The sequence below is a fragment of the Paraburkholderia terricola genome (assembly GCF_900142195.1).
Lineage (GTDB): Bacteria > Pseudomonadota > Gammaproteobacteria > Burkholderiales > Burkholderiaceae > Paraburkholderia > Paraburkholderia terricola.
This window is the reverse complement of record NZ_FRAB01000039.1, coordinates 20,837-43,811: the sequence shown is the minus strand read 5'-3', so window position 1 is coordinate 43,811 and position 22,975 is coordinate 20,837. Positions and strand designations below refer to the sequence as shown.

Annotated in this window: 15 protein-coding genes; 8 read left to right on the top strand and 7 right to left on the bottom strand. The window is 66.1% G+C overall.

Features of this window, described 5'->3' with window-relative positions; all coding sequences use genetic code 11:
• Positions 1-3 precede the first annotated feature (3 nt).
• The 3 genes from sctT to sctC all read left to right on the top strand — a co-directional run bounded on the left by sctT (position 4) and on the right by sctC (position 4,530).
• Positions 4-834 carry a type III secretion system export apparatus subunit SctT gene (sctT, locus tag BUE39_RS25905; RefSeq protein ID WP_073431564.1) on the top strand — a complete coding sequence of 277 codons (831 nt, stop codon included), beginning with the start codon at positions 4-6 and terminating at the stop codon, positions 832-834.
• 151 nt (positions 835-985) lie between these two features.
• Positions 986-2,434 (top strand): helix-turn-helix transcriptional regulator, encoded by a 1,449-nt coding sequence (locus BUE39_RS25900; RefSeq protein ID WP_073431563.1) that lies wholly within the window; start codon positions 986-988, stop codon positions 2,432-2,434.
• 11 nt (positions 2,435-2,445) lie between these two features.
• Positions 2,446-4,530 (top strand): type III secretion system outer membrane ring subunit SctC, encoded by a 2,085-nt coding sequence (gene sctC / locus BUE39_RS25895; protein WP_073431562.1) that lies wholly within the window; start codon positions 2,446-2,448, stop codon positions 4,528-4,530.
• Between the two features lie 75 nt (positions 4,531-4,605).
• On the opposite strand, the gene BUE39_RS25890 is transcribed toward sctC, so the two are convergent.
• The 4 genes from BUE39_RS25890 to BUE39_RS25875 form a co-directional block, all read right to left on the bottom strand.
• Positions 4,606-5,502: a DMT family transporter gene (locus BUE39_RS25890; RefSeq protein ID WP_143031995.1), complete on the bottom strand. Its 897-nt coding sequence runs from the start codon at positions 5,500-5,502 to the stop codon at positions 4,606-4,608.
• A gap of 307 nt (positions 5,503-5,809) precedes the next feature.
• Complete coding sequence (locus BUE39_RS25885; RefSeq protein ID WP_073431560.1) at positions 5,810-6,850, bottom strand: hypothetical protein; 1,041 nt, start codon at positions 6,848-6,850, stop codon at positions 5,810-5,812.
• Between the two features lie 90 nt (positions 6,851-6,940).
• Complete coding sequence (locus BUE39_RS25880) at positions 6,941-7,750, bottom strand: hypothetical protein (RefSeq protein ID WP_073431559.1); 810 nt, start codon at positions 7,748-7,750, stop codon at positions 6,941-6,943.
• Between the two features lie 316 nt (positions 7,751-8,066).
• Positions 8,067-11,354, bottom strand: a complete 3,288-nt coding sequence (locus BUE39_RS25875) for a hypothetical protein (protein ID WP_143031996.1) — start codon at positions 11,352-11,354, stop codon at positions 8,067-8,069.
• Between the two features lie 299 nt (positions 11,355-11,653).
• Here BUE39_RS25875 and BUE39_RS25865 point away from each other — a divergent pair, with 299 nt between their 5' ends.
• Both BUE39_RS25865 and BUE39_RS25860 read left to right on the top strand, forming a co-directional pair.
• Entirely contained in the window at positions 11,654-15,547 is a 3,894-nt protein-coding gene (locus tag BUE39_RS25865; protein WP_073431556.1) for a hypothetical protein, read from the top strand.
• A gap of 223 nt (positions 15,548-15,770) precedes the next feature.
• The gene (locus BUE39_RS25860; RefSeq protein WP_073431555.1) at positions 15,771-17,498 is read left to right on the top strand and encodes an amidohydrolase family protein; all 1,728 of its coding nucleotides are present in this window, start codon (positions 15,771-15,773) and stop codon (positions 17,496-17,498) included.
• 112 nt (positions 17,499-17,610) lie between these two features.
• On the opposite strand, the gene BUE39_RS25855 is transcribed toward BUE39_RS25860, so the two are convergent.
• Entirely contained in the window at positions 17,611-18,957 is a 1,347-nt protein-coding gene (locus BUE39_RS25855; RefSeq protein WP_073431554.1) for a hypothetical protein, read from the bottom strand.
• 265 nt (positions 18,958-19,222) lie between these two features.
• Here BUE39_RS25855 and BUE39_RS25850 point away from each other — a divergent pair, with 265 nt between their 5' ends.
• Complete coding sequence (locus BUE39_RS25850; RefSeq protein ID WP_073431553.1) at positions 19,223-20,161, top strand: SET domain-containing protein; 939 nt, start codon at positions 19,223-19,225, stop codon at positions 20,159-20,161.
• Positions 20,162-20,277: 116 nt separating this feature from the next.
• Here the strand turns inward: BUE39_RS25850 and BUE39_RS25845 are convergent, their stop codons facing one another.
• Positions 20,278-20,682, bottom strand: a complete 405-nt coding sequence (locus BUE39_RS25845; protein ID WP_073431552.1) for a hypothetical protein — start codon at positions 20,680-20,682, stop codon at positions 20,278-20,280.
• 14 nt (positions 20,683-20,696) lie between these two features.
• Positions 20,697-21,215 carry a hypothetical protein gene (locus BUE39_RS34470; protein WP_143031997.1) on the bottom strand — a complete coding sequence of 173 codons (519 nt, stop codon included), beginning with the start codon at positions 21,213-21,215 and terminating at the stop codon, positions 20,697-20,699.
• Between BUE39_RS34470 and BUE39_RS25840 the strand changes: the two genes are divergently transcribed.
• A complete protein-coding gene (locus tag BUE39_RS25840) occupies positions 21,216-21,899 on the top strand; it encodes a zf-HC2 domain-containing protein (protein ID WP_073431551.1) in 684 nt (227 codons plus the stop codon).
• Between the two features lie 410 nt (positions 21,900-22,309).
• Positions 22,310-22,942 (top strand): FMN-dependent NADH-azoreductase, encoded by a 633-nt coding sequence (locus BUE39_RS25835; protein WP_073431550.1) that lies wholly within the window; start codon positions 22,310-22,312, stop codon positions 22,940-22,942.
• Positions 22,943-22,975 lie beyond the last annotated feature (33 nt).

Below are 22,975 nucleotides of genomic sequence, written 5' to 3'. Positions count from 1 at the left end.
CCGATGACACATGATTTTCACGCGTGGTCCGAGGCCTTGCTCGGCTTTTTCGAGGCGTATCACAACCTCATCATCATGCTGATGCTCACGGGCATCCGCATCATGGTGACGTTCATCCTGCTGCCCGCGACGAGCGACACCGCGTTGCCCGGCACCGCGCGCAACGGCGTGGTGTACGTGCTGACGATGTTCGTCGCGGCGGGCCAGGTTCCGCAGGCGTTCGATTCGCTCAACAGCGCGGCGCTGCTGGTGCTGGCCTGCAAGGAAGCGTTTCTCGGTTTCGCGTTCGGCTATTGCGCCGCGCCGGTGTTCTGGATCGCGCAGTCGCTCGGCACCTTGATCGACGACCTCGCTGGCTTCAACAACGTGCAGATGACCAACCCGTTGCGCGGCGATCAGAGCACGCCGGTTTCGACGCTGCTGCTGCAACTCGTCGTGACGCTCTTCTATGTCGGCGGCGGCATGCTGTTCGTGCTGGGCGCGCTCTTTCAATCGTTCAAATGGTGGCCGCCGTATGTGTTGTATCCGTCGCTTTCCAATTCGGCCGAGACGTTTCTGATCCAGCGCACCGACACGATCTGGACCGCGCTCGCCAAGCTCGGCACGCCGGTGATGCTGGTGCTGGTGCTGGTCGATCTCGGCCTCGGCATCGTCGCGCGCGCGGCCGACAAGCTCGAACCGAGTTCGCTCAGTCAGCCGCTGCGCGGCGTGATCGGCGTGCTGATGCTGATCGCGCTCGTCGCGGTGTTCGCTTCGCAGGTTGTCGGCGACGTGCAACTCGGTGGTCTATCGGCGGCATTGGCGAAGGGCATGCTGCCGGAACCGGCGCACTGAACATTGTTGTGAAGTCCCCTGCGGATTGTTGAGTTTTGTTGAGCACGATGTCTCTACCATGGTTTCCGTGCCCGGCGAATTGTCGGGGCCACAGGTTCTCAGGGCGGATCGCATGGTCCGCCACATCGGTCACTCCTGAGGTGGAACCATCATGTTTTCGACAATCTATTTCGCTCTGTCGTCGGGGCTCGCGCAGAAGAACCGTTTGCCGGCGTACGCGGCCGCCATGCTCGACGGCGCGTCGGAACGCGGCTATTGCCTCGTCGACGACGTGCTCGAACGCCCGTCGCACAAACTGGACGACGCGGACGTCGCGCGTCTCGTCGCCGTAGCCGATGCATCGCTTCTGCTCGGCTACGAGCAGGATGCCGAAGAGATGTACCGGCGCGCTCAGAAGACGATCGTCGGCGACGACGACCGTCTGCGCATCATGTCGTGCCGCAACACCGGCTGGCAATTGATGATGCGTGACCGCTACGCGGCCACCGCCAAGTGCTTTGCGCGCATCGTCCAGGACGAGGCGGCGAGTCCCGCGGAGGTTCTCGAAGCATTGATCGCCTCGGCCATGGTGCAACATCAGGTGGGACGTCAACGCGATGCGGACGACGCGCTCGTGCAAGCCGCCGAACTCGCCGACATGCATGAGGAACCCGGCTGGCGGCTCGTGATCGCGCTGCTCGCCCGCGAATTCGACGTGCAATTGCGCATTCGCACGGCGACCACGCTGAGCGATCACGCCTTCTGGAGTTCGGCGCACGTGACGCGCGCGCAGAGTGCCGGCGACCGCGCCGAAGTGACGCGCAAGCTCACCGAGACAACGGTCCTGATGTCGCCGATGCCCGCGCTTCTCGCGCAGCGCCACGAGTATCTGGAACAGCTTGCGGCGCTCGCGCGCGGCGAGCGCATTGCGGCCGCGCCGCTCTTCGACGCGATCAGCCGGCCGCAGCATTTTCGCGGCGCGGGCCAGGCGTTTCTCGCGAAGCTGGACATCGTGCTCGCCGGACTCGCCGGCGGACTCGACGATGTCGCCGACTCGGTGCTCGCCAAGATCAGCCGCGCCGAAGCCGATACCGGCACGCGCCGCTGCAATTTCGACTACCTGTATTGCGTCTCGAAGATCGCGGTATGGCGCGGCAATCCGACCGAGGCGCTCAAGCTTTACGCCAGCTACGCGTCCGAAGCATTGCGCTGCCTGCGCAGCGAGACGCCGGGCCTCGGCGCGATTCAATCGCCGGCGAGCCGCGCGCTGCCCGCGGACGACGTTTCAGCGCGCCTGCCCGCGAAGTATCGCCGCGCGTATCGCTACATCATCGAGAACCTCGATCGCGCCGATTTGAATACGCGCGAAATCGCCTCGCAGATCGACGTCACCGAGCGCGCGCTGCAACTGGCTTTCAAGCGTTCGATCGGCATGTCGCCCGGTGCGCTGATCCGCAAGCTGCGGCTCGAAGGCATTCGCAACGACCTGTTGAACGACGAGCGCATGCAAGGCTCGATCTTCGATACGGCAAGCCGCTGGGGTGTGAAAAGCCGTTCCGCGCTCGCGAAGGGTTATCGCCGCGAGTTCAACGAATCGCCGTCCGAGACGATCCATCGTTAAGCGGAGCCGCCATGAAAGCTATCGTTTCCGCCCGTCGCGGCGCGGCTCTCCGTGTGCGCACGCTGTGCGCGGCCCTCGTCGCCGCCGGCGCGCTGGCGTCGTCGTTGCCGGCTCATGCAGAACGTGTCGCGTGGCAGGGCACGCGCTTCGAATACGTCGCGGACCATAAAGACCTCAAGGACGTGCTGCGCGATTTCGGCGCGAGCCAGCATGTGATGACGTGGATCTCGCCGCATGTCGAAGGCAGCGTGTCGGGCCGGTTCAACGCCGCGCCACAGCGCTTTCTCGATCAGATGGCCGAGTCGTTCGGCGTGCTCTGGTATTACGACGGCTCCGTGCTGCGCATCTACGGCGCCAACGAAGCCCGCAGCGCGACGCTCGGTCTGACCCACGCGGGCACCGAGGACTTGCGGCGCGCGCTGGGGCGCTTGCAGATCGACGATCCGCGCTTTCCGGTGCGCTACGACAGCGTGTCCGGCACGGCGGTGGTGTCGGGACCGCCGCGCTTCGTCGAACTGGTGACCGATGTCGCGCATCTGATCGATCACAAATCGGTGTCCGGCGCGAAGGTGGTCGTGCAACGCTTTCCGCTGCACTACGCATGGGCGACCGACCGGACCATCACCATCAACGGCCGCGGCGTGACCGTGCGAGGCGTCGCGTCGTTGCTGCGCACGCTGTACGGCCAGGGGGTGCCCGCCAACGGCGACGCGGGCGGCGATCCGCCGCCGGCGCGGCGCGACGCCTACCGCGTGCCGAGCGTGCGCGAGATGCAGGACGACGGCATGACGACCGGCGCGACGCGAACGCAAGGCGGCTCGCACCTGCCGCCGTTGCCGACGCTGCCCGGCCTCGGCGCGGCGCAGTCGTATGCGGGCTCGGGTGACGGCGCGGTGCCGCCGCCTGCCGGGAATATCGCGGATGCCGGCATGGAGCCCGCCTCCGGGCGCGACGGCAACGGCACGGCGCTGTCCACGGCGGGCCGCGCGAGGCAGAATTCCGCTGCGCGCGGCGCGCCGACCATCGAGGCGGATTCGCGCAGCAATTCGATCCTGGTGCGCGACCGCGCGGAGAACATGGCCGCGTTCGGCACGCTCATCGAATCGCTCGATACGCGGCCGGGCATTCTCGAAATCGACGCCAGCATCATCGAGATCACGGACAACGCGTTGCAGGAACTCGGCGTCGACTGGCGGCTGCATTCCGGGCACGTCGACATCCAGACCGGCAATGGCCAGCAATCGCAGACCAGCAACCCCGGTTCGCTCAATCCGCAGGGCTTTGGCAATCCGCTCGACGCGGCCACCGCGGGCGTGCTGGCGACGCCGGCGGGCGGTGTGCTGACCGCCGTGGTCGGCGGCGCGGGACGCTATCTGCTGACCCGCATCAGCGCGATGCAGCAGACCGACCAGGCGCGCATCACGGCGAGCCCGAAAGTCGAGACGCTCGACAATGTCGAGGCGCTGATGGACAACAAGCAGACTTTCTATGTGCAGGTGTCCGGGTATCAGTCGGCGGACCTGTATAGCGTTTCAGCGGGCGTGTCGCTGCGCGTGCTGCCGTCGATCGTGAGCGCGGGCAATGGCGAGCAGATTCGCATGGACGTGCATATCGAGGACGGCAAGCTCACCGACCAGCAAGTCGGGCAGTTGCCGGTCGTGAGCAACAGCACGATCGACACGCAGGCGCTGATCAACGAGGGCGACAGTCTGCTGATCGCGGGCTATTCGGTGGATCAGGACGATCACACCGAAACGGCGGTGCCTGGGCTTTCGAAGATTCCGTTGATAGGCGGCTTGTTCCGCTATCGCAAGCATCAGGGACAGCGGTTTCAGCGGCTGTTTCTGTTGACGCCGCGGGTGTTGTCGGCGGCGGCGGGCGGGCCTTCGAACGGCGCGCCGGGTGGTGCGGATGGCGTGCCTGGCGGTAACGGGGATGGGGCGGGCTTTGCGCCGCCACCGCCGCCGCCCTCGGGTGCGATGAATCTTCCTGGTCAGTCTGGTGCGGCTCGTGTCGCGCAACTCGTCGGGTTGCCGCCGCGGCGAATGGGCGGTGCGGGCGGCAACGTCAGCACGGCTTCGGACGACAAGCATTGAGTCGATGCGTTCGGCGAGACGCGTGGGATTGTGGGGGCTCGCCTGAGTACGGCGGGCCGGCCAAGGGTGTGCCGGTCAGTTTGGGCTTGCCCCTAACGCTTGCTTTGCATTGCGCCGCTCGAACGAACCTTTGAAGATCAGATACATACTGGAACAGGTCACGCCCAAGGAGAGGAACAGGAGCGTGCTCCAGTGGAATGCTCCGCCCAATGCAAGCTCGAATCCATAGGTGGCGAGAGGAACGACGCTGAGGCATAGCATTGTCGCGATCGGTTCGCAGCGCTGCATGCCCAATTGCAGGAGATACATCGGACCGACGACGCCGAAGCAGGCGATCAGAAAATCGCGCGCGAGATGGCTTGCATCGATAGGCACGCCGCCATGGAACATGAGCAAAGCCAATGCGACGAGATAGGTGCCGTGAAATCGGTGTGCGAGGATGAGTTGAGGCGAAATGCCTAACGCGTCGGCTTTCCGCGACCAGATCGCTACCAGTGCCGCGCCGCCGCCCGCCATGAGCGCAAGCGCGAGTCCGAGACCGTCTGCAATCGTGTACGTCTGCATAGTCGTTTTTGCGGAAAAAACCGCGCACGCCAGGACGATCGTCGCCACTGTCAATTCTCGCCACTGACCGCTGCCGTTCCGCAAAGATCGTGAAAAGATCACGATCCACAGCGGGCCAACGGCAGCCTCGACCAGACTCGCTACCGAAGCCTGGGTGAGGGAAATAGAGGAGTAGAAGGCAACGAACGCAACGGCTGTCCCTATGTTCAATAACGCCAATGGTGCGATGTCTTTTTTCTTGATCCTCTCTTTTTGTTTCCTTGCCAGGAAGAAGTAAAAGACCGTGCAGGAGAGAAACGCGAGGATGACGAATAGCAGGTTCGACGGTCTGTCCATTGTTCTGGATGCGTAGCCGTATGAGAAGGCTTGCATGACGACCGAGGCGATGATGTACAGGAAGTATTTCATTGGTCTTGTCTCGTGTTGCGCAATGCCGTGGATGCCTTGCTCGTCATCAATTGCGTGCGGCGAGAACGTGAGATTCGCGCTGCGGCCGATCAAAACCGTTGCAATGCACTACTTTGACTTCACCGATTTTCATAAACAATCAGGCGCTCCTGCTTCTCCTGTCGGAGAGCATCACATAACCGGTAGTAGAACCGGCAGTCGCGTAAATACCGCGAAATATGCCTTCCGTTTTCCCAAACGAATGCGGCCCGCACAATGTGCGGGCCGCATTCTTACTACGACCTGGAAAACCCCTATCTATCTATCGTCAGGCAATACGCCGATGGTTGTCGGCGAGATAACTGAGCAACAGCGTATCGAGCGTGTTCGGCGGCGGTCCCGCCTGCTGAGTCTTCTCGTCCTTTTCCTTCTCCTTCGAGTCGTCCGTTTTTTCCTTGGAGTCGGTCTTGGTTTCGGTCTTCCCGTCGCGCTCGTGCCCGTCGGCCCCGCCGTTCTTCGGTGTTTCACCTTCCGCCGAACGGGTTTCATGCGAGCCTTCCGAGCCGCGACGTCCACCGCGCCGGCCGGTGCCGCCAGGCACCATCGAGGCAAGCGCCAGCACGTCGCCGCCCGTGGTGGCTGCCGTGGTGGGGTCGCCGCCGCTGCTCATCAGCTTCTCGCCGACTTTCTGCGCGCCCTGGCCCACTTCCAGTTCGGTGACCGACTTGACGACCTTGCCGACGCCGCCATGCATGGCGGCCGCGATGGTTTCATCGAGCTGGGCGTTGCCGATATGCGCCGCGGCGAGCGTCGAGGCCACGACAGTCGCCCCCAGCCCTTCGGGCGTCAGGTCGGCGGCGACCTGGATCGCATCCTCGCCGACCTTCGCGAGGTCGTTCATCATCCCGTGGAGGTTGCCATGCGCGAGATCCTTCAATGCGCTCACGGAACCCGACACGACACCTTCGACGGACGACACCAGGTCCTCCGCCGCGGCATCGAGGCCCTTGTTGACATCGCTCTTGACGGTCTCGACTTCCTTTTCGACGCTATTCAACACCTTGTCGAAACCCTTGCCGAGATGCAGTCCCTGCAAACCCTCGAGCGTGGCCTCCGCGCTCGCGGTGGCCGCGTCCGTCGCCGTCTTGCCGACATCCTCGGCCGTCTTCAGCAGGTCTTGCATCGCCAGCTTCAGATTGCCCTGCATCAACGCCTCGGTCATTGCCAGTGCATCCTGGAACACCTTCTTGAGGTCGTTCTCCAGCGAGTGGGCCACATGCTCGACGCCGTGCACGACTGCCTTCGCAGCCTTCTCGATATCGTGGCCAAGATGCTGGAACGCATGCTTGATCTTTGAAAATATACTCATTGTTTGCTCCTCAATGCGCGCGGCCCACGCGAGCGGGGCCGTTTAGCTGGCGTCGTGGCGAGGCCGCGCGACGAAGTGGATGAAGGTGCTTCAGGTCTTCGACGTTTGCTCGTTCATCGCCTTGGTGAGCAGCGGCAGCAATTGCGACAGCAGCTTGAGCAACTCGTTGGTGAGCGTGCTCGGATCGGTCGTGCCGTTCGTGTTGTTGTTCGAGCCGTCCGTGCCGTTCGTGCTGGTGTTGCTCGGATCGGTGCTCGGATCATTCGTGCTGTTCGGATCGGTGTCGCCGCTGTTCGAACCGTCGGTTTGCGACGACCCCTGAAGCTGTTGCAACAACTGGATCACTTCGGACAGCAACTGCTGGATCTGCGAGGTCTGGTCGCCGCCGCCCTTGCTCGGGTCGCCGCCGCCGCCGGCCTGGTTGCCGCCTTGCGCGCCTTCGATCTGTTGCAGCAGCTTGAGCAGATCATCGACGATCTGTCCGGTCTGCTTGTCGAGCCCCTGGCCGTTTTGCGACGACTGTTGCAGCATCTTCAGGATCTGCTGCAACAGCGACATGATCTGGCTTTGCACGTCGTTCGAATTGTTGCTGGAATCGACGGTGTTATCGCCCGACGTATCCTGCGTCGAACTCGGGTCCTGGGTCGAGCCCGGATCTTGCGTCGAGCCCGGATCCTGTGTGGAGCCCGGATCTTGCGTCGAGTTATCGCCGCCGCCCGTGGACGTGTTGCCGCTCTGCGAGCTGCCGCCCAGCTTCTGTTCGATGATCGCGAGAATCAGTTCGAGCAGCTTCTCGATATCGTTGTTGCTGAGCTTGCCGCCGCCTTGCAGATCCGACTCCAGTTGCTGGATATCGGCCTGAATGGCACTGTTGCCCGAGTCGTTGGTAACCTTGCTCATGAATAGCCTCTTACAGTAGACGATGAGAGAAGCGCAGCGGCTTGAGCACGCTGCGCGTATGAAATCCTGGTGGCCGCGCGACGGTCGCAGCATGGCAACCGTCCCGTAACCAAGCGTAAGAGACTCGATGGGTCGGGCTGTTTCGGTAAACGAAACACCAAGCGTGGCGGCGAATTGGCGGCGAATTGGCGGGGATGGCGTCGCAGGGCAGAGGAGCCCACGGGGGGAGAGACGATGCGGCGCCGCGCGAAACGCGCGGCGCCGCCATGACCGGTGAACCGGCAACCGATCAACGATCAGGAACGTTCAGGAACGTTCAGGAACCCTCGGGCTCCGGCGGCGCGACCGGCCGCTCCGCGCGCAGCACGCTCAACTGACGCGGATGGGAGACCTCGGTGACGCGTTGCAGCGTCGCGAGGAAACTCGGTCCGAGCGTGCGCGACGTGCCGTTCGTTTCGAGCGTGTACAGGAAGCGGTTATCCCAACTGTCGTCCGCCTCGAGCAGCGTGGCGATCTGCGCATTGCGCGTGTTGATTTCCGCAGCCTCGCGCGCGTCCGGCCTGGCGCCAGGCTGAACCACCGCGTCGCGCAATTCGCGCAGCACGTTGATCTTGCGCGCGGCGTCGGGCTTGAGCCAGACACGCTCCGCAAAGAGCTGATTGCCGCGGTCGGCGTCGTGCTCGGCGCGCGCGAGATACTCGTCGATCGGCTCGGGTTGCGCGGCGCCCGCAGGCTGCCTGTTGTACGTGTCGTCCCAGGAGGCTCGGCGGCTGTCCACATAGCGCTTGAACTCCTTCATGCTCGTGAAGGTGGTGTCGCGATAGCTGAGCGATGCGTCGATGTGACCGTCTTCCTCGGCGATTCGCCATGTCGAGCCGGTTTCCGATTGCAGCACCGTGGTGCCGAAGCCGACGATCGAGACATTGGGCAGCACGACCGATTTCACATGGCCGGTCTCGTCGGAGAAATTGCCTTGCGGCGCGAGGCCGGCGACGAGCGTCGCCGATGCAGCCGCCATCCGCGAGCTACTGCTGCCCGCGAACTCGGCTTTCAAGGGACCGGTTTCCTGGCGGCGCGTGCGCGTGAACCAGGTCTTCGTGCCGCCCGCCTGCAGCGACGGGCCGATCTTGTATCCATCGTGTTCGTAACGGGCACCGGTTGACGCGCTGACCGTCGTCGAAAGCGATTGCGCCTTGGAGTCGAGCCAGTTCACCGACACGTCCGGGTCCTTGTAGAACGAGTGAGCAATGGCGTCCCACATCGACCCCGCGTCGCGCGGCAGACCGTGGTTCGATCCGCTCGCGGTTGCCGCGTCGATCACGCCGAGCATCTTCGCGCGCCACGGGTCGGGCTCGCCCGCGGGCTGCTGCCCGGCCGGCAACGTGCCGGTCGGCTGAAGCCGCGCGCGCACCATCACGCCCTTCGGCTGCGACATGTCGAACACGGCCGGCAGGACTTGCGCCGAACCGATCACCTGGAAGCTCTTGTGAAACAGATTGACGCCGCCTGCCGCGCTCACGCCCGCATGCGACGCCCAGCGTCGATCGCTGCCGACGAACAGTTGCCCGTGATTCGCCGACGAACCGCCGTTGATCATCGCGTGGCGGCCGTGGATGACCTTGACGTCGGGCCCGGCGAGCACGAACGGCAGCTTGCTCGCGCCCGGCAAGTTGAGCAGTTCGGCCACGCCGGTGTTGATGCCGAACTGGCCGCCGTCCGACAGACGCACGTCGTAGGTCATGCGCGGTTCGGTGATCACGCGCTTGAAGTTATCGAGCACGGTTTGCGGCGTGGACGTGTCGGGCGACGCCTCGCCGTTTCGTTCGAGCGTCTTGAGTTGCGTCAGCGCGGTTTTCAGCCTGGCGGCCGTCGAGGCCGCGCTCTCCCGCGAGGCGGCGATCTGGCCGCCCGGGCCGGATGCCTCATGCGGGTCGTTCGCGATGTCTTCCAGCTCTGGGTCCAGCATTTCTTCCGGGACGATTTGCAGTCTGCCGGACGGGATGGCTTCGCGCGGCTGCCTGGATTCCAACTGGTCGATCAAGCCTGTCAGCGTATCGGTCGTGAGCCGCGAGCCGGCGCGTGATTTCAGTGCGGCATATTCCGGACTGAGCTTGATCTCGCCTTCGCTCACGCCCGCCAACGCGGCGGCGCGCGCGGCGATCGCGTGCCGCATGTGCTTCGGCACCTTCGTCTGATCGCGCCAACCTTTGTGCGCCACGCGCTGATACCAGGCTTCCAGCGTGGCCGCTTGCACGGCGTCGGCAATGCGCGGCTCGAGCGGTCCCGCGCTCCGCGTTTGCGCGCGCTCCGCCAGCGCGCCGGCCAACTGCCAGATCACGTCGGCCTTCTGCAAATCGTCCTCGGGATGGCGCAGGCTCGCGCCGCCGGTGCCGAGCGCAAGTGCGGACATCGGCGACTTGTTGAAGCCGAACATGCGCCTCAGATTGGCGAGCATGCCCGGCTGGCTCGCGCGCCGCGCATAGCGCGACAGCTTCATCAGGCGGTGCTGGGTGCGCGCGAGCGGCGTGCCGGGTCCCTCGTGCGTGAAGCCGCAGCGCCAGGTGAAATAGGCGGACTTCAGGTGTCCCTGCGGTTCGGCGGCGGGGTCCTCGGCGAGTTGCAGCGCCGCGATCAGCGCCTTCGCCGGCACGCTCACGTCGCCGTTCATCCGCAATGGCGCGGGGACGCCCGTGATGCCCGTCGGACGCTCGTGCTCGGGGAGCGCGGCGAGAGCGAGGCGCACCACGTCGTCCATGTTGCTGGGAGGCGGATGGCCTTCGGGCAGCGCGGCGATCAACGCGTTGGCCGCGCGCAGCGACAGTTTGGTCGCGTCGTCGCGCACCGCTCGCGCGACCGGGTCCGCATCCGTCGCGATGCCGCCGCGCAGTTCACTCAACGCGCCGTAGCCGAGCGATGACGCGGCGAGCCGGCGCGCCAGTTCGAACGCTCCGCCTTGCACTTCCAGCAGCGACTCGGCGCCGGTGAGATCCTGGAGCGCCGCGCGCGCGGGCTCGGCGTTCGCGCCGAACGCCTGATGCAGACGGCGCAGCACCAGTTCCTGCCGGGCTGACGCTTCGAGTTGCGCCCCTGCATCGGCGTCATCAGGTGCGCCGAGATGCTGCCGCAAATAGCCGGCGATGTCCTGCGGGAGCTGGCGTTGCGCTGCCGGTCCAGCGGGATTGAACAGTTGGGCCGCAGTGGCTTCCGCGCCGCCTATGCCGACGATATTCGCGACCGGCGCGCCCTTCGTCGCGCCGGCCAGCGCGAGGGCGGCGTTGTGCTTGTGCTTCGCGACGGCCGAGGGCGGCGTCGCATTCGGATCGGGCTGATGCCGCTGATCCGGCGTCACCCCGACGCGCGCGCGCGCGGGCGTGGGCCGCGTGCGCGTGATGCTGCCGAGCAGCGAGTTCGAGATCGTGACGGGCCGCGGCGCGAGCTTGCGTTTCATGTTCGCCCAGAAACTATCGTTGCGCCGGCTCGTGGCGGGCCGCGTCGGCTCCGGTCGTGCGGGAGAGGTGGCGTTCGGCGCGGTGTCGACGCTGACTTCGTCGGTGGCGACGGTCGAGTGCGCGCGGTTCGAACTGGATACGTTAGGAGGGTTCATGGGCGTCGTGTTGAAGAGTGGACGTTGCACGCAGGCGGCCGCGGCTTGCGCGAGTCTCGCGGCGGCTCGCAGGAATGCAAGGTCGAAGCAAGGGCGCCGGGGTATCGACAGGGTAGCGGCGTGAAGCATCGACCTTGGGCCGGCCGCTGCGAAATGCCGTGCGTGCTGGCGAAATCACGCGCGATGCGTTGGCGCGGCCGAAAAACCGGAAGTTTCGTTGCGGTCGATATGGTTTCGCCGCTGGGCCGGGCGTGACATATACGGTCCCGATAATCGGCGAGATTGGAGGAGGAACGACGATGGACTTCAGGAGCTTCGTGAGGAATACGACCGCGGTGCTGCGCGGCACGCCGCACACGTCGACCACAGTGGTGCCGACCGCGAGTCCCGTTGGATCGACGGGAGCGGGCGCGCCGCCACCGTCGTCGTCGGGCGGCGCGCGCGCGGGCATCAAGGCCGGCTTCTCGGCCACGCGCGAGCGCTTCAAGAGCCTGCTTGGATTGAGCCGTCCGCCCTACGCGTCACCCAAGGTGCCGACGGATCGCCGCGCGCTCGTGGAAACCGAGTGGCGCATGCCGTTCGTGCGCGCGAACAGGTTCGGCCGCTCCTTTCCGGCACACGCCGTGCGGATCGCGCCGCAGAAACCGGCTAGTCCGCTCGATCCGTCCGGCGCGTGGGGCGAGGCGAGCAAGACGGGCCCGGCGCCGGGTACGAGCGCGTCCGCCCAGCGGCGCGCGTCGAAGGCGCAGCGCATGCTGGCCAAGACCATCGGCAAGTTCACGGCGAAGCGCGCGGACAAGTCGGCGAACGTCGACGCCGCGCACGCAAATCGACGCCCGCGCGATGCGGCCGAACTCGAGCATTGGCTGAATCATCGGGAGGGGCTGGATAGCTGGGTGCGGGAGTATTTCAGCGCGGCGCGCGGCAGCGGGGCGGGGACGGCAAGCGGGGTGCGCGAGGAGGGTGATGTTAACGAGGGGAGTGAAGTCGACGACGTTAACCGGAGCAGTGACGTCAATGGCAGCGACGACGTCAGCGAGAACAACGACGTTCACGGGCGCGAGGACGTGCACGGGGGCAACGACGTTCACGGGAGCGAGGACGTTCACGGGAGCGAGGACGTTCACGGGAGCGAGGACGTTCACGGGAGCGAGGACGTGCACGGGAGCGAGGACGTGCACGGGAGCGAGGACGTTCACGGAAGCGAGGACGTGCACGGAAGCGAGGACGTGCACGGAAGCGATGACATACACGGGGGCGATGACGTAAACGGGGACGATAACGTACACGGAAGCGATGACGTCAACGGCAGCAACAACGCCAACGGTAGCGACGAGCTACACGTTAGCGATAACGTTCACGACACCAACAACGTCAACCAGAACAACAACGCCAACCGCCCTCCCGCACCAGCCGATCCAGTCGCCACCCTATCCGCATTGCTGGCTCAGGCGGCGCAGTCAACGGGGTCCGTCCACGCCGCCACGGGCGACGCCACCGAGCCAGCCGATCCATCCGCAACCGAAGGCACGCACCGATTCGCGCCTTCGCTGATGCTCGGCTACGCCGTGCTCTCCGCGCTCGGCTCGAACGAACCCGCGCGCGCGGCGGCGGCATTGCAGGCGTTGCCCGAAGTAGTGAGCATCCAGGAGATCGCGCAGCGGGCCGCGGCGTTCGACCCGAACGCCGAGCACGCCTCGGCCACGACGACGCCTCCTCAGTCACCGCGGAATGGCAACCCTCTCCCGCTGAGCTATGCAGCCGACGCATCCGCCGAGGAAATCACGTCGGAAGACGCAAGCGAAATCACGCAAGACCACGGCAACGTCCGCGTGGCCGATACGCTCGATCCCACTTCGTCTCACGCGCCGGTCAATCAGGCGCACGCGGACGCGTGGCGCATTGCCCGCTCGCTCGCGAACACCCACCTGGGCTTCGACCTACTGAAGAACCTCACTCAAAGCGGCGCATCGGGCGCCGACAATGCGGCCGCGCTCGCGGTGCTGCAAGCATGGCAGGCGTTGCCCGAGCCGCCCGCCGACCTCGATGCGGCGCTCGCCGCCGCGCACGCCACGGTCGACGACAAAGGCAACCTCGCTCCGCGCGTGCTGCGTGCGCTGTCGGGTTCGAGCACGCCGCGCGACGCCGCGGCGCTGTTCGCGTGGCGCCAGGCGTTTCGCAGCGACGCGCCGGGCAGTCCGCTGAAGCAGGCGCAAACGCGGCTGAATCGTTTCGTGACGCGCGGGATGTTGCGGCTCGACAAGGCCAACTGGTTTTTTCAGCGCATGTGGGGCATGAAGAAGTCCGCGTTGCGCAGCATGATGCTCGGCACGTCGAGCGCGGCGCTCGCGTCGTACACGAAAGAGGCGAGCCGTTACGCCGGCGCGCTCAAGGCGGCCAGCGCGACCCTCGCCGCCTCGCTGCGCAACCCGCGTCTCGCGACCGGCGCGCCGGACGGTCCCGAGGCGCGCGCGCGCGAAGCCGCGGCGGCGGCGCTGGAGGCGATTGCCGCGCGGCCCGCGGCGCACATCGGCGATCTCGAACTGGACGAAGCCACCAGGGCCGCGCTGGAAAATCGCGAGCCGGTGCCGAGCGTCGCGCAACGCGACGACGCGCCCTTGCTGCTCGACCTCGGCGCGTTGCGCGACTGCGCGAAGCGCTTTCAGGTCCATCGCTGGCAAGACGTGAAAACCGCGTTCGCGCAAGCCGAGAAGGTCGGCGAGGCCAAGGCGCTCAAGCCCGAGAAATTGGGCCGCGCGGAAGTCAGAACCGTGCTGCGTCAGTTGATCAACGATCTGCAGCAATCGACCCAGGTCGCCTTCGCGGACGGCGCGCGTTACGGCTTCAGCACGCGCGGTCTGTCGGTCTCGGCCACCAAGGGGCTGCATCACCACTTGCCGTTCGGAGGCGAACTCACGGTTGGGCATTACCGCGGCCGCCGCGCTCTCGTGACCCTGCAGCGCAATAACGTCGGCTTCGATATCTTCATCGGCACCGAACATATCAAGCGCTCGCAACTCAAGGTGGGCGCGCGCATCGGCTACGCCAGGCGTCTCGACTGGCTCTGCGGCTTGCGCCTGGGCGGCTCGCTGCGCATCGCGCCGGTCGATCGCGAGTTGCGCGAGCCGCGCGGCGTGATGATCCGCGTCGCGCGCGAGCGTCTGACCGACGAGAACCTCGACTGGGTCGCGATGAAGTACGACGATCCGCGCACCACCGAAACCGTGCTCGACATGGTCGACTTCCTGTTCGAGGAAGCGCGCGAACCGGTGCGCGAGAAGGGCGCCGAAACCTCGCTGTTCGAGCGTCTCGCGGCGCGCATCGGCGATCGCACCGATATTTCGATCGGCTGGCAGGACGGTAAGACCAAGGCGTCGCGCCAGGGCATTCAGGCGACGGGCGGCGCGTCGGTGTCCGGTCCGCAGTCGAAGGGACGCGGCACCTTAGGGCTCGACGGCACGGTGACCGTGGACCTGAACAGCCGCAACGACACGGCCGTCAACGAGGCAACCGGTTCGCTCCGCTACGACCGCCGCACCGTGACATCGAGCGTGCGCGTCTCCACGCAGGGCACGGTCGGCGTCGGCCCGGCGTGGCACAAGGGCGATCTGACGGGCGGGTTGCCGGGCGCGTCGCCGCTCGGCATCGGCGGCGCGTTGCCGGAGCGGCTCGTTGCCGCGCGCGTGATGCTGCCGGAGCGCGAGGGGCGGCTGCTCAATCGCGGCTGCTACGCGGACCAGCAGTTCGCGTCGTTCAACGCCTTTGTCGCGGCGGTCAACAGTTCGCGCGAAGAATGGATCGAGATGTACCGGAACAATCACAACTGCGACTATCCGACGGCGGTCGTCAAGATGAACGCCGACCTCGCGATGCTGCAGAGCCATCAGCGCTCGAATCACACGTTCCTCGTGCGGCGCCGCCTGAAGCCGGAGTACGCGCGGCGCGGCGACGTCTATCGCGCGCTCGAACGCATGCACGATGCCGCCGCGCAAGGGGCGGGCGGCAAGGGCGAGGACTGGTCGCGTCCGCTCGACGCCATGTTGCGCGAGCGCGCGTCGTGGCTGCCGGAGCGGATCGCGGTCAACGAAGTGGCGGGACGCGTGCACAGCACACCGGGCGTGATTACGCCGATCGGCGGCGTCGCTTCGGCAAGCGTGCTCGCGCAGCGTGAACTGCTGCGCTCGAAAGCGTGAGGTGTCGAAGGGCCGGATATCGATGAGTCTGCACGGGTTTCCTCGAAGTGGCGCCGGGTTGCGTCGGCGTTTCTTCGGGTTTCGCGGGGTTGCGCGAGGTTTCGCGAGGTTTCGCGAGGTTTTCGTTAAGGGATGCCATGTTTCGCTGCCGCTGCGAAGGAGAGCACCGGGTGACGCCTAGCATGCTTTCGCGCGCCACCCCGAAACTCTCTTGGAGAAAGACATGACTCGCATCAATTCGGCTCATACGCCGGCGACCGATCACACCTCGGAGGCCGGCTCGTCCGGCGCCGGCCAACCCGCCGCGCGCCGCGGCGGCACGTCGCGCAAGCGCGGCGCCACGTCGCTGGGCGGCACCGGCAGCCCGCAGCCGTCGGCGCCCAAACGCGCCGCCACCGGCGGCGGCGAGACCGCCAATCCGCCGGTGCGGGCCGGCGCGGACAAGCTGCTGCGCGCTCACACACGCTTTTTCGACGACAACAGCGTGTCGGTGCGGGGCTTCGACGTGTCTCCCGCGGGGCCCGGCGCGGCGGGGCAGAAGCGCGCGGTTTCGCAGGCGCTGCGCGGCACGCCCGAGCTGTCCGCCATGCTGACCGCCACCGTCGACACCCTCGCGCAGCATCCGCTGGAGAATGCGCACGCGAGCCGCAACGCGACCGGCGACTGGATGTCCGATTCGCACTTCCACCCGACGAACTACGTGCAGCAGGGCATGGTGCCGCGCGAGATGCTGAAGATGATGGACGAGGTCGGCATCCACCGCAGCGTGATGTCGCCGATCCCGACGGACGTGATGCCGTGCGGCAGCCATGACGAGCACACGCACGCGCCGAACCACAACAAGATTCCCGCCGAGTCGTACTACGTGCAGCAGAAGCACACCAACATTCAGCCGCATGAATTGACGCCCGAGGTCGAGAAGGAAATCACGCAGGGCGCGCACTTGATGCTGAACCAGCAGGTGGACGCCGACACCGCGTTGTTCATGCAGATCGCGCAGCTCTCGCACGCCGAACGCGACCGCCTCGACCCGATGGTGACCGGCCTGCACCTGGGTTCGCCGCTGAGTCCGCAAGCGCTGCTGCTCAAGCTCGCGACGCATCCCGGCATGTTCACCGGCGTGGGCGAGGTGACGATCCACAAGGAACTGGTGCAGCAGCAATACGAGGGATCGCGGCAGGCCAACCTGACCAACAACGTGCAGTCGTTCAAGCAACTGGTGGCGACGGCCGGCGTGATCGGCATGCCGGTGGTGCTGCATTGCGACGTCGATTCGACGGAGAATCAGCGAGCCAACGGCATCGGCCAGCCGCAGTATCTGAACGACCTCAAGAAGCTTTTCGCGTCGCCGGAGACCAGCAAGACCACGCTGATCTGGGCGCATTGCGGCGGTATCGGACGCTTCGTGCGCAAGCCGATCGACCATGCGAACAACCTGCGCACGATCCTCTCCGATCCGCAGATGAGCCACATCCACATCGACATTTCGTGGTCGCGCGTGGCCCGTCAGATCGTCATGAAGACGCAGCCCGACGGCACCGAAGTGCCGGATCACGAATCCGTGCATGCGTGGGCGGCGCTCATCAACGAGTTTCCCGATCGTTTCCTGTTCGGCTCGGACGCGCTCAATCCGCAGGTCAAGGACACCTGGGCGGAAACCGGCAACATGTATAAGCCGCTGCTCGACCAATTGACGCCGGAAGCGCGTGTCGCGGTGAAGACGGGCAACTACGATCGCGTGCTCACGGAGGCGCGTCCGAAGGTGCGGGCATTCGAACGGCACGTGCTGACTCGCGACTTCGTGGAAAAGGGCTTGCGTTCGTCGGGCGACGGCCGCGTCAACGACGGTCCGCACATCGATCCCGAGGCCTTGCGCGCCGCGCGTGATGAAGCGTATACGAACGCGGGTGTCGATCACAACGGGCGTCCGCTGGACGCCGCGGTGCACTGAGCGTTGCCTGGCTGACCGGCGCTCGCGCGTCGGCCGGCGTCGATGAGAAACGCGCCCCGCGGGGCGCGTTTTCTCGTCTTGAGCCCTCCAACGATGAAAGACGCGGTGAGCTTCAGCCTACATTCGCTCGCGGCGTCTCTTCCAACGACGCGCGAATGGCGAGCGCTTCCATTGCGCTTTCGTAGGCCGCACGGAGTTCGAGGAGTGCGATCTTGCCGCTGGCCGTCTCCGGGTTCAGCACACGCTTCTTGCTGAAATAGCGCCGCGTCACGAACTCGACCGTCGCTTGATCTTGTGGCACACCGAGCACCGTGTGCCAAGGGCGCGCCGCATGTGTACCGGCGGTGTGACCGGCGACTTGCGCCGGTTCGCCTTCAACGCGCTGGTTCGAGGCCGCCGACGACGCTCCGCTTGGAGCGTAAGCCGCATGATGGGCATGCGCGGCGGGACCGTAGTGATACGCGGGCGGCGTGTGCCACGGAGCCGCCGAGGGCCAGGCAGGCGGCATCGCGTTCATGCGGCCGCTTTGCGTCGAGACGAAGAACGGCCGCGTCGCGCTCGGATAGAGCCCGAAGCTCAACGTGCGAAAGCGCCCGTTGAAATGGAAGCCGATGTGCATCTGCTTGCCGACGGGACCGTCGCCGGAGCCGTAGCTGAAGCCGAACCGGCTGTTCGCGCCGACTACCCGGCTGTGATAGGAGGGCATGCCCCAGGTCGGCTGCGGTTGCCAGTGCTGCGGTTGCGTGTAGGCCGCGTATCCGTGCGGCGAGAACGCGGACGCCGTTGCGGGATGCGTATGCTGGGCCGTCCAGTTCCAGTTCGAATGATAGGGCGCGTGGTACGGCGCCGCCCACGGTTGCATGTGCGGCGCGTACGCATAGGACGCGTAAGACGCATAGCTCGGCCCGAGATGCGGACCGAAATACGGCACCGGATACGGGTAGGCGGGAGCGTCGTGGCCGCTTTGAGCCTCATGCGAGCCGGCGGTGGTTTGGCCGGGCGCGGCAGGAGTGGTCGCCGTGGTCTCCGTTGTGGTCGCGCTGGTTGCGCTTGGCGGATTGCTCGCGTTGCCGGTCGACGACGCCGTTGCCGTTGCCGGGTGCTCCACCGCTGCATCCCTCTGCGTTGGCGGCGCCGGCCGCTCTTCTGCCTCACGCGCGCGCGCGACGCTGAACCGCGCGGCGGGCGGCGTTTCCTGATCCGCCTGAAAGCGGCGCGAGAAGGCGGCGACGCGATTCGTGATGTCGCTATGCGACAGCGTGCGCCGCAACGTGCGCGGCGCGGGCGCACCCTGCGTTCGCCGCTGCAACGAAGCCGCGCTTCCGGGCCCCTCCTGCAAGCCGGCGCTCAAGGCGCGCGAAGGCCGATTGCCTCGCGCGGCGGCGTGGTCCTGAGCCGGCGCCGTGTCCGGTCTATCGACGGTCGAAATGCTGGGCGAGGAAGTGATTCGATCGGGCATCGGATGCTCCTTGTGCCGCGGATGCGCGCATTCGCGATGTGATGAGCGGCCGGTTTGCGGCTCGCGCGGATATCGGAGCGTAGACCCGCGCGGCCCGCGCCGCCCGCGCGCGCGGCGACGCCGTGGCGCCGCAAACGAAGCGTCGTGACGACTTCGCTGCCGGCGCAGCCGTTTCGCCGCCGTGTCGCGCGGACAAGGGTCGAACTGGCTAACGTCGCGCTATTCATAGAAGCGATTCCAGCCGGATACGGCAAGGCGAGGTCCGATGACAGCAATAATCCAACCGCGCGCGCAAGCGCTTGTCGACACGATTCGCGAGCGCATTGCCGAGGCGGCGCGCGTTTCGGGACTGGCGGCGCGGCACGAAGCCATCTTCGACATCGTGCCCGCGTTGAAGGCGCAAATCGACGCGTCGCTGGCCGGCGACACGCTCGCCGCGGGCCAAGCCCTGCAGTCGCTGCGCGAAGCCTTCGAAGCGTTCAAACGCGACCACGCGATTGCGCGTCTGCCGTACTCGCCGCAAATCGACGCGCGCTATCCGTATCGCGATGAGTTGGCGAACCCGGTTCACATCGTCGCGCTGCGCTCGAAGCAGGGCACGACGGATGCGACGGCGGACTCGCGTCTCGCCGCGGTGCAGCCCTATATCGATCCGGCTCTGCCTGATCGCGTGCGCGCCGAAGCCTATGCGAACGCAATGCACTGTCGCACGATCAGCCCCGCTGACTTGCGCGATGCGCGCGAGCATGCGCTGATCGGCGAGCGCGGCGCGTTCGCGGTGCGGGCGATTCGCGCGGGCGAATGTCTCGGGGTCTACGGCGGACGCCTCATGAGCGCGGCGATGTTTTTTTCCTGCGTCGAGGAGTCGTTCGTGCTCAGCGCGAATTCGGGCGATAGCGTCGCTTTCATCGACGGCGAGAACATTCTGGCGATGGCGAACACGTCTCTCGCCTACGACGCCGAGGGCGTGCCGGTTGCCCAGGCCGATGACGACGGCTACAACATGGAGGCGCAGACGTTCGATGCGTCGTCACGCTGCGGCCGGCACTTTTCGATCCGCGCGTTCTTCGCTCGAAGAGATATCGAGCCCGGCGTCGAACTGAGGTGGAACTATCGCTATTCGCCGGAAATCGTCGAGCATGTCTTTGGCGGCGCGCGGCGGCAAGTGCAACGAGTGCGCGCGAGCGAGCTCTATTCGGGCTGACCCGCGGGCATGCGTGTTCATTCGTGGAAGCGTTGCTGCCGGCCGCCGTGCTTCGATCCGGCGCGTCGGCCGATATAAGGCGCATGCGCCGAAGCGCGCGTGCGTGAAACGATGCGTCAGTCGGAGCGGTCGCGTTTCGCCGACCGCTCCGCGAGCGCTTCCTTGATGGCGACGCACAGACGGAAGGCGACGATTTGCGCCTCGCCGCCGGCCCGCTCGACGGCGTCGGCCTCCTGGCGTTCGAGCGCGCGTTCGTATTCGCGCAACACGGCGATGTCGTCGCCCGATGTTCCGAGGCATTGCGCCGTGCCCGTGAGTTGGCGAGCGATCGACAGCGCATCCGCATAGCGGTGTTCGGACAGACACAGGTCGAGTTGCGCGCAGTAGCCGCGAATCTGCTCGAAGTGTTTTTCGAGCAACGCGGCAAACTGCTCCGGCGGATAAGTGAGTGCGAGCCGGGGCGCATCGCCGTCGACGTCGCGCGGTTCGCCGGCACGGGACGAGCGCTTCAAAGGTTTCATGTATCGAAGAGTATTCAGCAATTCATCATATGTAACGGGCTCGGCTCGCAGTCGACGCGACAGCCGACAATCGACGTAACGATACATCGGTTGGCCGCGCCGCGCAGCTTGCGTGCCCGCGAGAAGCCCCGTTCGCCGCGCTGCAATGCGAGGTTCATCAACGGCCTGGCGCCGATGCGCCGCGGCAGCGCAAACCTCGATTGTCCCATCGCATCACTGGCATCCGCGCCACGGGGACCGAACCCCCGCGCATCCAGCCGAACCGCAAGCACGACGCGCCGCGCCGCGCGTCGATGTCGATGTGGCGCTCCGGCAAGGATGCGTTCCGCGATCCGCACCGTTTTATTTTTGCCGCGCCGCAACTTTAGGGGCGGCGGCGGGCACTTACGTCCAAACATTGGGATCAGGACGTTCGAGGACAGCCGCATGCCGAGCCAGGGAGTCAACCAGAGCCGCGTTTTAGCCGCCGCGCGCGGCGCGGGAAAACCGCTCGACCGCCGGCCGGCGCGGGCCGGTTTCAGGAGGAGCGACAAGTGAATCCTCCGGTCGATAGGGACGCTGTGCATCGGCACGCATGGGAGTTGATTCCCTGGGTGCTCAACGGCAGCGCGTCGGAACACCAGCGCCGTGCCGTCGAGGCGCATCTGCGGGAGTGCGCGCGGTGCCGGGCCGAGTGGGAATTTCAGCGCAAGGTTTACATCGCGATGTCGACGGAGGAACAGTCGACGGACGCGGCCGCCGACAGTGCCGCCGAGCGCGGTCTTGCGCATTTCTGGCAGCGTTTCGACGATGCCGGTCAACACTCGCCCGCGCCGTCGGCGAAACTGGCCGGCTGGGCCTCGCGCGGGCGCCTCGCGGTGTTGTCGTATGGGCTCGCCGCCGCAGTGCTGCTCCAGGCCGGCGCGCTGGCCGTGTTGGGCGGGCAATGGTTCAGCCGGCTGCCCCCTTCGCAATATCGCACGCTGTCGCAGGCCGAGGACACGAGCGCGGCGCCGACCGTGCGGCTCGTGGTCGATCCGGCCATGCCGATCGGTCGGCTGCAGTCCGTTCTGGCTCAGTTGCAATTGCAGATCGTCGCGGGGCCGAGCGAAGCCGGCGTCTATTCGCTCGCGTCGATGCAGGCCAATGCCGATACGTCGAAGCAGATCGCCGTGCTGCGCGCCACCCCCGGCGTGCGTTTTGCCGAGCCTGTGGGACGAGCCGCCGCCACGCCTTGACGACGTGAACGCTTGGCCCGCGCGGGTTCCGGTGCGGAGCCTGGCGCCCGCGGTGCAATGGCGCGGCGCTTTGCAGCCGCTTCCTGAGCGCTTCCCCCTCGCGCCTTCAGATGCAGGGTCCGGCGGCCGTCCGGTCCCGCCTGACGGGCGCTCTCCCGCCGCGCGTCGTTTCAATCGCCTGTTTCAGCGAAGATCCGTAGTTTTAATTCCGTCGCAAAGATGTTCAGATGATGCGTTTCGGAGACGCTTCTCCCCGGCGGGTTGGGCGCCATTCATCACCAAAGCCACTTAATCGGGCCGGTTTTCTTCGTTTGTCCGTCCCGCGCTCCGGCCATACCCTCTACGCATCGGGCGACGTCGTCGTCCCGACCTCGGTGTCTTCTTTCATCCCAGGAGCGGAGCGTAACGTCATGGCCAAGCTGCTGTACATCGAATGCTCGCCGCGCAAGCAGCATTCGGCATCCATTGAAGTGTGCAATGCGTTTCTCGACGCGTACCGAGCCGCGCATCCCGGCGACGCGATCGAGACGCTGGACATCTGGGCGCTCACGCTGCCCGAGTTCGACGGCGACGCGCTGGCGGCCAAGTACGCCGGTCTGCGTGGCGACGCATTGACGCCGCAGCAGGCGTCGGCGTGGCGGCAAATCGAAGCGCTCGCGGCGCCGTTTCACGAGGCCGACAAACTGCTGTTCGGCGTGCCGCTGTGGAATTTCGGCATACCGTACCGCCTCAAGCAACTGATCGACGTGATCTCGCAGAAAGACGTGCTGTTCACGTTCGACGGCGCGGGCTTTAGCGGCAAGCTGGCCGGCAAGAAGGCGGCGGTTGTTTACGCGCGCGGCCTGGATTACGCGTCGCCGGGGTCCTTCACGCCGGCGCGTGAGTACGACCTGCAACGGCCGTACATGGAGATGTGGCTGAAATTCGTCGGCGTGACGGACGTGCAGCCGATCGTGGTGGAGAAGACGCTTTTCGGGGCGGACGGCGAGCCCGACCGCGCCGCGGCGCTCGGCGCCGCGCGCACGTTGGCGCGCGATTTTTGACGCGGCATGCTGGCAGCTTGCGCTCGCGTGCTG

Coding starts and splice junctions, on each gene's coding strand:
- sctT (WP_073431564.1), top strand. CDS start 4: ATGACACATGATTTTCACGCGTGGTCCGAGGCCTTGCTCGGCTTTTTC.
- BUE39_RS25900 (WP_073431563.1), top strand. CDS start 986: ATGTTTTCGACAATCTATTTCGCTCTGTCGTCGGGGCTCGCGCAGAAG.
- sctC (WP_073431562.1), top strand. CDS start 2,446: ATGAAAGCTATCGTTTCCGCCCGTCGCGGCGCGGCTCTCCGTGTGCGC.
- BUE39_RS25890 (WP_143031995.1), bottom strand. CDS start 5,502: ATGAAATACTTCCTGTACATCATCGCCTCGGTCGTCATGCAAGCCTTC.
- BUE39_RS25885 (WP_073431560.1), bottom strand. CDS start 6,850: ATGAGTATATTTTCAAAGATCAAGCATGCGTTCCAGCATCTTGGCCAC.
- BUE39_RS25880 (WP_073431559.1), bottom strand. CDS start 7,750: ATGAGCAAGGTTACCAACGACTCGGGCAACAGTGCCATTCAGGCCGAT.
- BUE39_RS25875 (WP_143031996.1), bottom strand. CDS start 11,354: ATGAACCCTCCTAACGTATCCAGTTCGAACCGCGCGCACTCGACCGTC.
- BUE39_RS25865 (WP_073431556.1), top strand. CDS start 11,654: ATGGACTTCAGGAGCTTCGTGAGGAATACGACCGCGGTGCTGCGCGGC.
- BUE39_RS25860 (WP_073431555.1), top strand. CDS start 15,771: ATGACTCGCATCAATTCGGCTCATACGCCGGCGACCGATCACACCTCG.
- BUE39_RS25855 (WP_073431554.1), bottom strand. CDS start 18,957: ATGCCCGATCGAATCACTTCCTCGCCCAGCATTTCGACCGTCGATAGA.
- BUE39_RS25850 (WP_073431553.1), top strand. CDS start 19,223: ATGACAGCAATAATCCAACCGCGCGCGCAAGCGCTTGTCGACACGATT.
- BUE39_RS25845 (WP_073431552.1), bottom strand. CDS start 20,682: ATGAAACCTTTGAAGCGCTCGTCCCGTGCCGGCGAACCGCGCGACGTC.
- BUE39_RS25835 (WP_073431550.1), top strand. CDS start 22,310: ATGGCCAAGCTGCTGTACATCGAATGCTCGCCGCGCAAGCAGCATTCG.